At 40.5% G+C, this 16296-nt stretch carries 11 protein-coding genes; 6 read left to right on the plus strand and 5 right to left on the minus strand.

Annotated elements, in window-relative coordinates:
- The first annotated feature begins 98 nt into the window (after positions 1-98).
- Positions 99-1247 (plus strand): glycosyltransferase family 4 protein, encoded by a 1149-nt coding sequence (locus tag AC1RRY_RS09385; protein WP_492816135.1) that lies wholly within the window; start codon positions 99-101, stop codon positions 1245-1247.
- A complete protein-coding gene (locus AC1RRY_RS09390) occupies positions 1234-2286 on the plus strand; it encodes an acyltransferase family protein (RefSeq protein ID WP_492816133.1) in 1053 nt (350 codons plus the stop codon). The genes AC1RRY_RS09385 and AC1RRY_RS09390 overlap by 14 nt, the downstream gene beginning before the upstream one ends.
- Positions 2287-2288: 2 nt before the next feature.
- Here AC1RRY_RS09390 and AC1RRY_RS09395 read toward each other — a convergent pair whose 3' ends face one another.
- Positions 2289-3440 (minus strand): SGNH/GDSL hydrolase family protein, encoded by a 1152-nt coding sequence (locus AC1RRY_RS09395; RefSeq protein WP_492816131.1) that lies wholly within the window; start codon positions 3438-3440, stop codon positions 2289-2291.
- Between the two features lie 89 nt (positions 3441-3529).
- Here AC1RRY_RS09395 and AC1RRY_RS09400 point away from each other — a divergent pair, with 89 nt between their 5' ends.
- From AC1RRY_RS09400 to AC1RRY_RS09410, 3 genes are read left to right on the plus strand one after another with little or no spacing between them, the layout of a single operon-like run.
- Positions 3530-4492 (plus strand): vWA domain-containing protein, encoded by a 963-nt coding sequence (locus AC1RRY_RS09400; RefSeq protein ID WP_492816129.1) that lies wholly within the window; start codon positions 3530-3532, stop codon positions 4490-4492.
- 29 nt (positions 4493-4521) lie between these two features.
- Positions 4522-5175, plus strand: coding sequence for a hypothetical protein (locus tag AC1RRY_RS09405; protein ID WP_492816127.1), 654 nt, complete (start codon positions 4522-4524; stop codon positions 5173-5175).
- A 34-nt stretch (positions 5176-5209) separates the two neighbouring features.
- Positions 5210-6157 carry a phosphoribosylaminoimidazolesuccinocarboxamide synthase gene (locus AC1RRY_RS09410; protein WP_492816125.1) on the plus strand — a complete coding sequence of 316 codons (948 nt, stop codon included), beginning with the start codon at positions 5210-5212 and terminating at the stop codon, positions 6155-6157.
- 65 nt (positions 6158-6222) lie between these two features.
- On the opposite strand, the gene AC1RRY_RS09415 is transcribed toward AC1RRY_RS09410, so the two are convergent.
- The gene (locus AC1RRY_RS09415; protein ID WP_492816123.1) at positions 6223-7728 is read right to left on the minus strand and encodes a glutamate synthase subunit beta; all 1506 of its coding nucleotides are present in this window, start codon (positions 7726-7728) and stop codon (positions 6223-6225) included.
- Between the two features lie 105 nt (positions 7729-7833).
- On the minus strand, positions 7834-12399 hold the full coding sequence (gltB, locus tag AC1RRY_RS09420; protein ID WP_492892850.1) for a glutamate synthase large subunit: 4566 nt from the start codon (positions 12397-12399) through the stop codon (positions 7834-7836).
- 770 nt (positions 12400-13169) lie between these two features.
- Between gltB and AC1RRY_RS09425 the strand changes: the two genes are divergently transcribed.
- On the plus strand, positions 13170-13784 hold the full coding sequence (locus tag AC1RRY_RS09425; RefSeq protein WP_492816119.1) for a lysozyme family protein: 615 nt from the start codon (positions 13170-13172) through the stop codon (positions 13782-13784).
- Positions 13785-13884: 100 nt separating this feature from the next.
- Here the strand turns inward: AC1RRY_RS09425 and AC1RRY_RS09430 are convergent, their stop codons facing one another.
- On the minus strand, positions 13885-14280 hold the full coding sequence (locus AC1RRY_RS09430; protein WP_492816117.1) for a response regulator: 396 nt from the start codon (positions 14278-14280) through the stop codon (positions 13885-13887).
- A gap of 76 nt (positions 14281-14356) precedes the next feature.
- Complete coding sequence (locus tag AC1RRY_RS09435) at positions 14357-16198, minus strand: sensor histidine kinase (RefSeq protein WP_492816115.1); 1842 nt, start codon at positions 16196-16198, stop codon at positions 14357-14359.
- Positions 16199-16296 lie beyond the last annotated feature (98 nt).

A 16296-nucleotide genomic window follows, 5' to 3' on the forward strand; every position in this document is an offset into this window, starting at 1 on the left:
ACCATTTCTAAAAGTTATTTATTATCCTTAAATTTTCTGTTTTAGGTACATTTTTTTCTTAATTTTGGCGTTGGTATTAAAAGATAAAACGGCGCCGGATGAGAATACTTATCATTCACCAATACCTTTGGTCGCATTATAAAGGTAAAATTTACTCAGAGCTTCAACAAATTGTCAATAACCACAACGAAGATGAATTATTAGTTCTTCAAACCTCATTAAATGAAATAACCAGAGCCAATCTGGGGCCAGTAGACAGAAGTATTCATCAATACAATTATAAAGTATTGGTTGATGATTATTATGAAAATATCTCTAATCTCACCAGAGCGCAAAAAATGCTGTATTGGGTGCGCAAATTTAAGCCTGACGTAGTCAATATTTCCGGCTATTATGAAGGCGGCATGAACACCGTACTGTTTTATTGCCGATTGGTGGGTATCAAGGTTATTGTTTCTGTTGATTCTACCGAAGACGATAAACCCAATATCTGGTGGAAAGAAGCATTCAAGCGCTTTGTGGTTAATCGGGCTCAGGGCTTTTTTTGTTATGGGTCTAAAGCGGCTGAATATATGCTGAAATTTGGTATTAGACCACATCAGATTTTATTGCAGAATAATGCAGTCGATAACCGGAAAATTTTATCGATTTATAACGAAGCGCTGCCCGGCAGAGAAATTGAAAAAGAGAAATATGGCTTAAGAAAGTATAACTTCATTTATGCAGGCAGATTAATGACCATAAAGAATGTGGCTAATCTGGTGGTAGCATTTTCGAAATTAAAGAATGAAGACTGGGGCTTGATTGTTCTTGGTGACGGAGTTGAAAAAGAGAACCTTAAGAAATACGTAGCAGAAAACAAACTGGGCGGAGTAAAGTTTATAGAAGGACAGGCGTGGTATAATGTGCCGAAGTTCACAGCGTTGGCCGATGTGTTTGTACTACCCAGTTATTCAGAACCCTGGGGGCTGGTGGTTAATGAAGCGATGGTCTGCAGTATGCCAGTCGTTGTTTCTAACAAGTGTGGGTCGGCACATGATCTTGTCAAAAACGGACAGAATGGTTATACGTTTAATCCGTATGATACCGACGAGCTTGCCAGAATTATGAATGAGTTTGTAGCAGACCCGGATATAATTGAGCGTTTCGGAAGCGTATCAAAAGAAATAATTAAAAAATACTCACCGGAACAGGTTGCGCTGGAAATGTACGAAGGCTTTAAAAAGGTATTACATGACTATAAATAGAACTAATAATTTTGACTTATTGCGCCTGATTGCGTCCTTACAAGTGCTTATCTGGCATGGAGCGGTACACTTTAAGGTATTCTACCACATGAAAGGCTTTATGGCTGTACTTTTCCATTTTCCCGGTGTGCCGGTTTTTTTTACAATCAGTGGTTTTTTGATAAGTCATTCATTAGAACGGAATAAATTTGATTTGAAGAAGTACTTCAGAAACCGGGCTTTAAGAATTTATCCGGCATTATGGGCTTGTACCGCCGTCACAGCTTTGCTATTGATTTATTTTTTAAGACCGGTTATAGTTAAAGACCTGATCCTCTGGCTGGTAGCACAGGTTTCGTTTTTACAGTTTTATGTTACACCTTCTCTTAAAGCCTGGGGAGCGGGACATCCGAACGGTAGTTTGTGGAGTGTGGCCGTTGAGTTACAGTTTTATCTCATTTTGCCTTTATTGCTTTATATTATTAATATTCCTAAAAAATTGCTGCATATTAATCTTGTTCTTGCGGCATTGTTTATTACTTCCATCAGCTTAAAGTTGTTAATAAATACAAACGAGCTGGTTTTGAGTAATGAGCTGGTTCGCAAATTTTTAGGGAATACCGTCTTTTACTATTTACATTTTTTCCTTACGGGTATAGCTATCTACAAAAATTTCGAATGGATTGAGAAATACATAAAAGAGAAAGTATGTGTCTGGCTAGCCATTTATGTAGCTTATATACTGATAGCCAATACATGGTTGAAATTATACGTTGATCCTTACGATATCAATATCTGGGGTATTATAGCCAATGCCCTGTTATCTTTGCTAAGCCTTTCTTTTGCTTTTTCGTATATACACCTAAGCAAGAATCTGCTGAAAGAAAACGATGTTTCGTATGGTATTTATATTTACCATGTGCCTGTTATAAATACTATGCTGAGCCTCGGTTATGAAGGCAGTATCTGGAACATTGCAATAATGGCAATAATTGTATCTGTTGTAGCTTATCTGAGCTGGATTTTTATTGAACGACAGGCGCTTAAAGCCAAATTTTAAACTCAGGGCACAATTCCTTTTTGCTTGAGTGTCTGATACAAATAGTCTGCAGCAACAGCGTGTCCTTTTTTATTCCAATGCAAATCAACCGGAATGTAAAAGGTTTCAACCGGATTCTTCACTTTGGTCATTTCACCAGTAAATGAAGAGAAGTCAATCTGGTTGTCTTCACAATATTTCTTTAAAGATTGTTCTACTTCTATTTTACCTGTTTGCTGCCATTCTTGTAAGGAAATATGGCTGGGGATATAAAACATAAGAAATTTTGCACCCAATTTCTTGGCTTCATTATCAGCGCCCGAAATATACTTGTAAGTATGATACAACGAGTCCTGGTTACTAACAACAGGAGCGGTAGAGGTAATTGTTTGCTTGGTATTTGCGGAAGAGCTATCGTGAGGGGCTGAACTTTTTGTATCAACAGCCGCCACTTTCTGTTGGTTATTAGCCTCACTTACTTTCCGGTTCCATATTACACCGACACTGTAACGAATCAGGCCGAATAGTTGTGAATGAGACGATAACCAGTTATATAACCCACTGTTAACCAATTGGTTCTTCTTCATGGCATTGGCCTTTGTGAATGCACTGGGGCCATTGGTTATGATAGAGTCATTTTCAATATGATAATAAGCGTTAGCCATATTGTCATACTTATCGTTATCAAAGTAAAAATAGACAATGGTATTGGGTTTCATGGCTGAGCCTCTTACCTGAAGAAACTTCATCACATAATCGGTACCCGAACCTGATATTCCGGCATTCAGCACAGCAATGGAATCTTTGTTTATTTTTTTCTCAAGCAAATGACTGAACGTCTCGTTGTCGTTTACACCCCATCCGTATGTAAAAGAATCGCCTATGCACAATATACGGTTTGCGTATTTTTGGTAGTCTGTAACGTTGCGTGTATCACGCATACCGATGTCATTATTTACGTATTCATAATAATATACCCCGGGGTATTTCTTGAAGCCTTTCTGATTGGGTACGGGCACTACGCCCTCCAGTTTTTCGTCGTAAAAGAACTGAACAGGCGAGGTAATCTGTGGATAAAACATTCTGATTATGAACTCGCCAATCAATAGGGCAATGCTTATACTAACAATGGATGTTAAGACCAGAGCTAAAACTTTTTTAACAGACTTAATCATTAATTCTGATAATTTAATTGCAATTTTGTGTACCGTCGGCAAATATAATAATAATGATGAGGAGCGACTAATGAAATGTAGTAGTAAATATGAATTGGATAAAACCTCTCACTTTAGTTGAATACGTTTTTATAGGTATATTCCTGCTGGTGTATGTCGTTTATTTTGTACGCAGTTATATTATAGCATCGCGTTTAGGTACTACTGCACGTTCAGTAGCTATCAAATTTTTTATCAGAGCCGCCTATTTGAGTCTTTGTATTCTGGGTTTATTGGGACCGAGTTTTGGTGTAAGTGAAATTGAAACACAGGCTGCAGGAAAAGATATTTACTTAGCAATTGACGTTTCGTGTTCAATGGATGCAACAGATATACAGCCCACCAGGCTTGAGAAAGCAAAGTTTGAACTGGTGAAGAATTTAAGTGCTTTGAAATCAGACCGGGTCGGTATTGTTGTTTTTTCTTCGTATGCGTATGTGCAGGTGCCGCTCACTTTTGATAAAGACGCTTTGCGTATGTACATTCAAAAGCTTAACAGCAATTTGTTTACCGAGTCTGGCACTGACCTTAATTCTGCGCTTAGCCTTATTCAGACCAAGTATAATTCAGGTAGCGCGCCGAGCCGTAAGGCCAAGTTGATCATACTAATAAGTGATGGAGAGGATTTCGGACAACTGGAGCCGGAAGTTATACAAAATCTGAAGCGGAGCAGAATCAATTTTATGGTTTTAGGAGTAGGCACCCCGCAAGGAGGGAAAATAAAGAATGGCTTTGACTTTAAAAAAGATGAAACAGGCAAAGAAATTGTTTCAAAACTGGATGCCGGCTATCTGAAACAGTTAGCCAGAGTTTTGGGAGGCAAATATTTTCAGCTTTCGAACAATGTAAATGATGTTCCGGCTATTCTGAAGGAAGTGGGACAGCTTAATAACAACTGGGTTGATACAAGAAAAATGACTGTTGCCAATAACAAATATTTCTATTTCGTTTTTCTGGCTTTAGTATTAATGATATTAGACATACTGATTACCGTGCGTACAATCAAGCTTTAGGTACAGGTGGAGGTAAACTGAGATTTTTAATGAACACGTGGTTTTTCTATATTGTTTTATTGTTTCTGAATATTCGTTCACTCACGAATGTTTCAGAGCGTAACAGGCTCAAAGTAGAAGCCGGTACTGCCTTTGTAAAAAAGAACTACGCTTTAGCCCGCGATAAATATCAGGATTTAGCCAACATCTCATTTAATCTTGAGCCTGAAGCACGCCTTAATATGGCACATGCCTTTTTTTATACTCAGGATACCGCCAGAGCATTGCTTGAATACAAGCGCTTGCTGAGGGTAAGTGATGAAAAGATATTTACAGGTGCCATTATTCAGATCGGAGTAATTAATGCTATGCAGAGAGATAGTGCCACGGCCCTGCAGTTATTCAGGGAAGCATTAAAGAAGAACCCGGATAATCAGACAGCCCGGTATAATTACGAATTACTGAAAAAACGATTACCTGATAAGAATCCGCCGCCGCCCCCACCGCAGGAGAACCAGCCGCAATCGGCTGAAACGCAGCAGTCGGATGAGAAAAAAGATGAATTACAATCGACCACTCCGGAAAAAATGAGTCGTGAAAAAGCACTGCAAATACTGGAATCGATGAAAACCAATGAGTTGCAATTTGCACCTCAGCGGCAAGGAAATAAAAAAAGAGATAATAAAAGCGAAAAAGACTGGTAATACCAGCTATGATTTTTAAATTAATTATTTAAGTATGACAAACATTTCTGTAGTTAAAGAAACTAATTTCAATTTTGAGGGACAGACCGGGTTTTACCGTGGCAAAGTACGTGATGTTTATGATTTCGATGATAAAGTGGCCATGATTGCCTCAGACCGGATTTCGGCATTTGATGTGATTCTGCCGAGACCTATTCCTTCAAAAGGCCAGGTATTGAATCAGATTGCTTCAAAATTTCTTTTTGCAACCAAAGATATTGTACCTAACTGGCTTTTGGCAACTCCTGATCCGAATGTTTCGATTGGTATTAAGTGTCAGACTTTCCCGGTTGAAATGGTGGTAAGAGGCTATCTGGTAGGTCATGGCTGGCGCACCTATAAAAGCGGACTGAGAACCTTATGCGGTGTAACACTGCCGGAGGGTATGGTTGAGAATCAGAAATTCCCGACACCAATTATTACTCCTACTACTAAAGCGCATGAAGGACACGACGAGGACATATCGCGCGAGGAGATCATCAGCCGCGGGCTGGTATCGGAAGAGAAGTATTTGCAGCTTGAAAAATATGCTCTGGCACTTTTTGAAAGAGGTACACAAATAGCTGCAGAAAAAGGTCTGATATTGGCTGATACTAAGTATGAATTCGGTGAAAAGGACGGAGTTATTTATCTGATTGATGAAATTCACACGCCTGATTCTTCCAGATATTTTTATGCCGATACTTACGAAGAAAACCTGGCAAAAGGATTACCGCAAAGGCAGTTGTCTAAGGAGTTTGTAAGAGAGTGGTTGATAGCCAATAATTTTCAGGGAAAAGACGGCCAGACAGTGCCTGAAATGACAGATGAGAAAGTAGCTGAGATATCACAGAGGTATGTTGAGTTATATGAGAAAGTGACCGGCGATACATTTGAACAGACTACCGGAGGAGACATTATTAAAAGAATTGAAGATAATATCAATAGTTATCTGAGAAATTAAGCGTTCAATGGCCTGAAAAAAAATGAGCCATACCTCAGGTGCGGCTCATTTTTTTGAAGATAAAATCAAATGCCGATATATGCCGGAGAAATCATAGAAACTGCTTTAGCTTCCAGCAACGATTCTCCCATCAGATATTCATCTACTTTTCTGGCACATTCGCGACCTTCTGAAATAGCCCATACTACCAGCGACTGCCCACGGCGCATATCGCCTGCTGCAAACACTTTCGGATTATTTGTTTGATATTCCAGTGCTTTTACGTTTTTGCGCTCGTCAACTTCCACTTCCAGTTGCTCCAGCAAATCTTGCTGAGGGTTAAGGAAACCGGCCGCTATTAATGCCAGGTCGCAAGGTATCTCGCGCTCGTTCATTTCCACTCTCTGGCCATTGAAAAAGGCCGCTTCTGAAATGATGATGCCCTTGAGATTACCGTTTTCATCACCTAAATATTCTTTCACATTAATGCTGAACAGACGCTCGCAACCTTCTTCATGCGAAGTAGACGTACGCTTGGTCAATGGCCAGTTGGGCCATGGAGTCGTTTCTGCCCTGAATTTATAGTAAGGTTGTTTTTTGTCGTCCAGACCTGGCTCAGGCATTACTTCTACCTGCGTGATACTTTTCGCTCCATGACGGTTCGAAGTACCCACACAGTCAGACCCTGTGTCACCACCACCTATTACAACTACGTTTTTACCTGTTGCTAAAATCTCACCATGTGCATATGCTTCACCTCTGTGATCGGCGTTTCGTTCAATGCCTGCTACTCTTTTGTTTTGTTGGCTCAGGAACTCCATCGCAGGGAAGACACCCTTCAACTCTTTGCCTTTTATTTCAATCATTCTTGGTACGGTAGACCCGCCTGCAAGAATTACGGCATCGAAGTCACGCAGCAAATCATTGGCTTTCACATTGACACCTACATTTGCATTGGTTTTAAATACAATGCCTTCGGCTTCCATTACTTCTACTCTGCGTTTTATTACCGATTTATCAAGCTTGAAATCAGGAATACCATATCTTAACAGACCACCCACTTCGTCGGCTCTTTCAAATACAGTAACCCAATGGCCGGCTTTATTTATCTGCGAAGCAGCTGCCAATCCTGCAGGGCCGGAACCTATAACTGCTACTTTTTTGCCTGTTCTTTTGCTTGGGATATTTGGTTTCACCCAACCATTTTCGTAGGCTTTTTCAATGATTGATTTTTCAATGTATTCTATAGCTACCGGAGGTTTGTTGATGCCCAATACACAAGATGCCTCACAGGGGGCAGGGCAGATACGACCAGTAAACTCGGGGAAATTATTAGTAGAACTCAGAATCTGGTAAGCATATTCCCAGTTTTGTTCCCACACTGCATCATTGAATTCAGGAATGATATTACCAAGCGGACAGCCATTGTGACAAAACGGTACACCGCAGTCCATACAGCGGGCTGCCTGTTGAAGTGTCTGTTGCGTATCATAGCCTGTCTCAACCTCGTTATAATCTTTTTTTCTTTCTAGAACATCCCTCTTAAGCGATGGCTGGCGTTCGAACTCCAAAAAACCGGTTGGTTTTCCCATTTTTTTATTATGATTTTGTGTATGTCTATAGGTTAATAAGTGAGCGCTTCTGACAGATGAAACACTGACGGAATCAGGCGTTTCATCTGTGCAGGGCGGTAGCATTTATGCCAGAACTTTCTCTGATTCGGTTTTCTTTTTTCTTTCAAGCAATACACGTTTGTAATCAGTAGGCATTACTTTTACAAATTTCGTAAGGGCTTCATCAAAATTGTCCAGAATAGCTTTGGCTACCACACTATTGGTTACAGCCAGATGCTTTTCAATGAAAGCTTTCAGCATTTCGGCATCTTCGGCTTCCGGTTTTTCCAGACCTACCATTTCAGTATTGCATTTAGATCCGAAGTCTCCGTCAGTATCATAAATGAAAGCCATGCCACCACTCATACCTGCGGCAAAATTACGGCCTGTTTTACCCAGAATAATAACCAGACCACCGGTCATGTATTCGCAGCCGTGATCACCCACTCCCTCAACGACCACTTTGGCGCCGGAGTTTCTTACGCAGAAACGCTCACCCGCCATGCCTCTGATATAGGCTTCACCCGAGGTAGCACCATAAAACGCCACGTTACCAATTACCATGTTTTGCTCTGCGGCAAATCTTGCTTTTCTGTCCGGATACACGATCAGTTCAGCACCGCAAAGACCTTTACCGAAGTAATCATTAGAATCACCTTCCAGTTCCAATTTCAAGCCTTTGGTTGAGAACGCACCGAATGACTGGCCCGATGTGCCACGATATTTATAATGGATTGTTCCATAAGGCAAACCTTCTCCTTTATACACTTTCGAAACCTCGTTCGAAAGCATGGCACCAATACTGCGGTTCAGGTTATTAACTGTGTATTCGGCAGTTACTTCCTGTCCGCTCTCAAGTGCCGGTTGGGCATCCTTGATCATCTGCCAGTCGAGCACGTGGTCAATACCGTGGTCTTGTTCTTCCTGCTTGTATTGAGCCACATCAAGTGTAGTAGGCTCTTTGAAGAGAATACCGCTCAGATCAATTTTCTTGTATTTCCAGTGAGATAAATCATCACGTTTTTCAAGGAATTGTACCTGGCCTACCATTTCATTAACAGTACGGAAGCCAAGTTCTGCCATTATCTCGCGCATTTCTCTGGCCAGATAAGTAAACATATTTACTACGTGCTCCGGTTTACCGCTAAACATGGCACGCAATTCTTTATTTTGTGTAGCTACACCCACGGGGCATGTGTTCAGATGGCATTTGCGCATCATGATACAACCTACAGAAACTAATGCTGCCGTAGCTACGCCAAATTCTTCAGCACCTAATAGGGCTGCAACTACAAGGTCTTTACCTGTGCGAATCTGTCCGTCGGCCTGAACTACTACTCTGCCACGCAATTTGTTTTTAACCAAAGTCTGGTGAGTTTCAGCCAGACCAAGTTCCCATGGCAAACCTGCATGTCTGATAGACGATAGCGGAGAGGCTCCTGTGCCACCGTCGTGACCGGCAATCAGAATCACATCTGAGTGTGCTTTAGCCACACCGGTTGCGATAGTTCCAACACCTGCTTCCGACACCAGTTTTACTGAGATACGGGCATCACGGTTTGAATTTTTGAGGTCATATATTAATTGAGCCAAATCTTCAATCGAGTAGATATCATGGTGAGGTGGGGGAGAAATCAACCCTACACCCGGTGTACTATGGCGCACACGGCCAATCCAGTCATCTACTTTGTGGCCGGGCAACTGGCCGCCCTCACCGGGCTTGGCACCCTGAGCCATTTTAATCTGTAGCTCTTTTGCATTACTCAGGTAATGGCTAGTAACACCAAACCTACCCGAAGCTACCTGCTTGATGCTGGAGCTTAAATTATCGCCGTTCGCATCTGGTTGATAACGGATTTCATCTTCGCCGCCTTCACCCGAGTTGGAGCGTCCACCGATGCGGTTCATGGCAATAGCCAATGTGGTATGTGCTTCCCACGAAATTGAACCGAACGACATGGCACCCGTAGCAAAGCGTTTGAAGATGCTTTCAACCGGTTCTACTTCTTCAATCGGAATCGGATTTCCCTTTTTGAAGCGGAGTAAGCCTCTTATGGTAAGCGCATCTTTGCTTTGATCGTTAATCAGTTTTGAATATTGCTTGAAAACCTGATAGCCCTTCTCTACATCTTTCTCGCCGACTCTGCCCGCTTGCTGTAATAAATGAATGCTCTGCGGATTAAACATGTGGCGTTCTCCACGTTGCTTCCATTGGTAAACTCCACCCACTTCCAGCCTTTGGACAGAAACCTGTGGTACATCCGGGTAGGCAACTGTATGGCGTACAATGGCTTCTTTAGCAATATCGGCAATACCCATACCACCAATACGTGAAATGGTGCCGGTAAAATATTTGTCAATTACTTGTTTGTTCAATCCGATACACTCGAAAATCTGTGCGCCCTGATATGACTGCAGGGTAGAGATTCCCATTTTTGAGAATATTTTCAGTAATTCTTTATTAACAGCCTTAATGTAGTTTTTATAAAGAACGTAGTCTTCGTGTTCGCCTTCGATCAGACCTTTCTTGTTCATCCATGATACAGTCTCAAAAGCCATGTACGGACATATAGCCGAGCAGCCGTAGCCAATCAGGGTAGCCACATGGTGTGTTTCCCAGATGTCGCCGGCTTCAACAACAATGCCCGCTTTACCTCTGATGCCTTTTTTAATCAGGTGGTGATGAACTGCTGCCGTAGCCAATAATGATGGAATAGGAGCGTGGTCTGAATCAATGGCGCGGTCTGACAGAATTAGGATTTCGAATCCATCTTCAATGGCATCTTCCGCATAGCGGCAGATTCTGTCAAGGGCGAATTCCAGCGCTTTACCGTGGTCTGCTGCTTTTGCATTGAAATACGTATTAATGGTCTTGGCCTGAAAACCCTTATGATCAACAAAGCGAAGCTTGTCAAATTCCTCTACGGTAAGTACGGGCTGCTCCAACTCTACCATACGGCAATGCAGCGGAGATTCTGCCAGGATATTTTCGTTTGAACCCACAAACGAAATCAATGACATAATGGCTCTTTCTCTGATCGAGTCGATAGGAGGGTTGGTTACCTGTGCAAATAACTGCTTGAAATAATACGATAAATGCTGACTTTGGTCTGATAGAATGGCCAGTGGGGTATCAACACCCATTGAGCCTATCGCCTCTTGTCCTGTCTGAGACATAGGAGCCAGGATCATTCTTAAATCTTCTGATGTAAAGCCGAAAGTTATCTGTCTTTTCAGTAAAACCTCTTCGCTGTAGTTCTGATACGGACGGATAGACTTAGGCAATACAGAAGTTTTGATTTTGTACTCATCAAGCCATTCCTGATAGGGTTGTCGCGAACAAATATCTGCTTTTACTTCTTCGTCCGGAATAATTCTTCCCTGCTCCATGTCCACAATAAACATTTTACCAGGTTGAAGACGACCTTTCGAAATTACTTTTTCCTGATCTATATCTAATACGCCGGCTTCAGAAGCCATAATAACGGTGTCATCATCTAATACCCAGTAACGAGATGGGCGCAAGCCGTTTCTGTCGAGCGTGGCGCCTACCATTTTACCATCTGTGAAAGAGATAGACGCGGGGCCATCCCATGGTTCCATGATGGCTGCATGGTATTCGTAAAATGCTTTTCTGACAGGATCCATGTGTTCGTTGCCATCCCAGGCTTCCGGAATCAACATCATCATTACATGCGGTAATGAACGGCCTGAAAGATATAATAATTCAATTACGTTGTCGAGTTGAGCTGAATCTGAGTTACCTGCATCACAAATCGGAAGAATCATATCCATTTCTTCCTTGGTGAAGTACTCCGACAAAAACGATTTTTCTCCGGCTCTTATCCAGTTTACATTTCCTTTCACAGTATTGATTTCACCGTTATGCGCAATGAAGCGAAACGGTTGTGCCAATTTCCATGAAGGGAATGTGTTGGTCGAGAAACGTGAGTGTATAACCGCAAATGCAGAAGTAACCGATTTGTTTGATAAATCAGGGAAATAATATTTTAACTGTTCAGTGGTCAGCTGCCCTTTGTAAGAGATAGTTCTGCACGAAAGCGATGAAAAATAGAAATGCTCTTTGGCACCTGCTACCGAATCGCGGATGATGCGTGAGGCGTATTGACGTAAAATGTATAATTTTCTTTCAAAATCGATTTCTTCTGTAATATCAGAGGGACGTTTGATGAACACTTGTTCCACACGCGGTTCAACTGACCCTGAACCATCACCCAGGCAATCGCCTTTTGTAGGTACAACCCGGTATCCTAGCAATTCCAGCCCGATTCTCTCAATCTTTCGGTTGAATATTTCTCTACATTCTTCTCTTTCAGTTTCATTCATAGGAAAGAAAATCATTCCTACGCCATACTCACCACTTGAAGGTAACTGGAAATTCAGTTTATTACATTCATCCAATAAGAATTCATGGGGTATCTGCAATAAGATACCTGCACCGTCACCAGTATTGGGGTCGCATCCGCACGCACCACGGTGGTCCATGCGTTCAAGCATCTTTATAGCATCGGCAACAATACCATGAGACCGTCTGCCTTTCAGGTGAGCTCTGAAGCCAATACCACAGGCATCGTGCTCGAATTCCGAACGATATAGACCTTGTTCCATTACTTGTTCTGCATCAGTCATCGTGCGATAAAATTTATAGGGTTTTAAATTGTACTCTGATTATATATTTTGTAAATAAACCGTGAAGTTTAAAGCCTAATAATCTTCTGAATTGTTATACATATATAGTATATACAGCAATTGAAATGCAATATAATACTAAATTTATTTGGCATAACAACTTTGAAACCAAATTATATAAAGCTAATTTAAAATACTTGTTTTTGCAATAATTGTTATGAGAATAATGCAAAAGCACTTAAAACGGGCAAAATCCATCTCCCAAAATGAGGGAATTTTATAGCGAAAATTCGCTGTAAAAGCCTTGTTTTGCGATGATTTCAATCTGATATAGCTAATTTACAAAAATATAATCTGCCTGGCAAATTTCTTTCTACTTTGAAAGAAACAGGTTTCTTGACAGCGGGAATTTTACACCCGCCTATACCTTCAATAGCTTTGAAGTCAGTCTGAAAATATAGATTCAACGATAGGTTTTGTGTGCTCAAAGACTCCCTTAATACGAAGCCGTAAGGCTCTGGTCTAGTGCCGGAATGGCGAACTCAAATGCCACTACGATAATTGTATTTTTCATGGTTTTACTCTCAAAATCCAAATATAAGTTTGAAGTATTCCAATAAAATCCGGCAATAAAAGTGGTCTGAATTTAGTGGAAAATTGACCATAGGTGGGCCGGATTATGAGGCAGAAATAACACAAAAATCAATAATTGCTTGATAATCAGGATATTAATTTTTACCTTTGTGTCGTCAACAAAATTGATATCCCAAATGAAGCAAATTAAACTACTGCTACTGACCAGTTTTATGGTCAGCATGACGATTATTAATTCAGAAGCTGCATCCTTTGAAAAGTACTTTGAAAAACTCATTAAATTTGAAGGTAGAGGGTACGGAATTAACAAAAAAGTATGGGGCAAAAAGAACTTCACAAAGGCAGAAGCATTCAGAATCCATCGGAAACACTACTGGAATAAGTATCACGGAAATTTGTTTAAAAGCCAGGCAGTTGCCGAAACGCTCATAGACCAGATTATTACTGCCGGAGAAGGTCTGAACCGCGTAAACATCAGAGCATTTGAAGCAATTATTGGTGTAGCCCAGGATGGTAGGCTGTCGTTAGAAGATGTAGAGATGGCCAATTCGTTTTTTCAATGTGAGTACATAGTTAATCCTTACATGAACTATCGCTTACATTATTACGGCTCCAGAAAAAATGCGAGTAAATATCCGGGGTGGACAAAAAGAGCAAAAGCCTTTGGTATTTATGACACTGAAAAAAATGCACTTGCTGACTTTCTGCTATTGCCGGATATACTGACAGGCAAAGAACTGGAGTTAGATCTGAGCGATAAAACTGAAGAGATTGCCTCTAAAGCGAATTAATATCTTTATTATGGAAAATCCCCTTATTACCGGATGGTTTTAAGGGGATTTTTTGTCTTGTACCTTTGAGAGCGACTACCCGAGTAACAGGTAAATTCAATTATGAATGAAATGCCTCTACCAGTTGCTCAATTTGTTTTTTACCGATAGGCTTGATCAGAAAGTCAGATACAGTTGTGTAGGTTTTTGCTTTGTCATGATCTTGCATATCTATTGATGAACTCACAATATAGAGTGTAATCTTCTTGTCTAAATGTATCTTTTCAAATTCGTCCAGAAATTGCCAGCCATCCATTACTGGCATGTTCAGATCTAACAGTATGATATCTGGTATCAACTCAGGATTCTTTTGTGTGGCAATCAGCTCATCGAAAGCTTCTTTGCCATTTTCGAACACATCAATGTGTTCAAATGCGTCAGTCAAAGATAGCATTCGCTTCAATACATACGTAAGTATCTTATCATCGTCTATTATCCAGACTTTATTTATTTTCATCGTAGTGTGTTTCTCTGACCAACAAAGGAATTAATTATTTTCAGCCGGGCAATTACTGAGAATAAGCACGAAAGGCTTATGAATTTTTAATGAAAACTTTAAAAATACTTCCTTGGTTTACAGTACTTTCAACTTCTATTTTTCCGCCCATGGCATCAACCTGATTCTTCACTATAAAAAGACCCAGCCCTCGGGCATCTTTGTTCTGATGAAAGGTCTTATACATGCCAAAGAGTTTTTGTCCGTGTATATTTAAATCAATTCCCATGCCATTATCTCCAACTTCCAGAATTATATATTTTTCAATCTCTTTAGTCTGGATATGAATAACAGGTATCCGGTCCGGATGTTGAAATTTAATAGCATTTGTAATCAGGTTAATCAATACACTTTCTATGTATTCCGTACTATAGTTAATGGTCAGATCCTTCGGAATCTGATTATATACAACAGCAAGTGAGTTTGAAATGATGGCTTTCAGGCTTAACAGCACTTTTTCAACTTCAGTATAGAGGTTTATCTTCTTTATTTGCAGGTTAAGATTTGTCTGTATCTGTAGTACTTCATTAAGATAATGTACGGTTTCCTGCAGATTATTAGCAATTGTAATCAGAAAATCAATGAGTTCACGTTTCTTGTTTTCGTCTGTTTCTTCAGGAAGCAAATTAAGAAGCATTTGAAAATTACCAATATGTGATCTTAAATTGTGTGAAGTAATGTGGGTAAAATTCAATAACCGTTTATTTTGTTCACTTACCAGGTCTATGGTATTTTTTAGTTCCTGTTCCTTGTCTTTTCTTTGGGTTATGTCTGCATGAGTGCCCAGCATCAGAATCGGTTCGTTGTCGGCCGACCAGTCAACTATTTTGCCTCTGTCGTGAATCCAGACCCAACTGCCATCTTTGTGCCGCATTCTGTATTCGCATTCATAATATTCTATTTCGCGCTGGAAGCACCTTTCAATGAATCTGTTTGGTATTTCCTTGTCGTCAGGGTGAACCAACTCGTTCCACGTATTTCTGTTAATGGGTTTTAATTCATCAAGTGTATACCCTACAATTTCAGCCCAGCGTTCATTATAGATAATGGTGTTTTCAGGTATATGCCATTCCCAGGTGCCTATGTTGGCTCCTTCAATGGTTTGATAAAGCCGCTGCCGTTCGCGCTGCAACTCCTCATTTGCCTTCTTTTGTTCGGTTATATCAGTTATCTGCGAGATAAAGTACAAAGGCGTACCATTATTATTCCAAATCAGTGAAACCGCCAGTTGTATCCATACGATATGTCCGTCTTTATGGATATACCGTTTCTCCATCCGGTAATTGTCAATTTCTTTATTAAGCATCTGCTTCACATAAGAAAGGTCTTTGTCCAGATCGTCAGGATGCGTAATATCATGGAAAGTGAGTTTCATCAGCTCACTCTCGCTGTATCCGATTATTCGAGGCAGCTCTTTGTTAACTTTTATCCAATAGCCCATCGGCGAAACCAAACCCATACCTATGGTAGCATATTCAAAGGCTTTTGAGAATTTTTCTTCCGTTAACTGAAGATCCTCTTTTAGTGTTTTTTCGCGTGTAATATCATGAAAAGTACCATAGAGTAGTACACATTCACCTGCTTCAAATTCAGCATGCCCGCTGCTTTCCACCCATTTTATATGGCCATTTACTGATTTAATCTCAAATTCTTCAATAAAAGGTTCTCCGGTTGCAATCAGGTTCTGGGTAAGTGAATTTATTCGCTCTTTATGCAGATTATTTGTGAAAAGATTGATAGTTGTTTCGGGAGTCGGGGAGTAGTTTAACGGAACTTCGTAAATTGATTTGGTGATTTCATCCCATTCTAAAATACCCGTTTTAAGATCTAATTCCCACACCCCTACTTTGGGAAGTATATTTGCCCTTTTATATTTCATTAGTCAATAAACAAAAATGATATCAATCACTCAATTAAGCAATTAGTAAACGTTTAAAATTGTATGCAATGACTTACTTTCTATTTTTTGGGCAACCT

It is taken from the genome of Emticicia sp. GW821-FHT11C11, assembly GCF_058808615.1.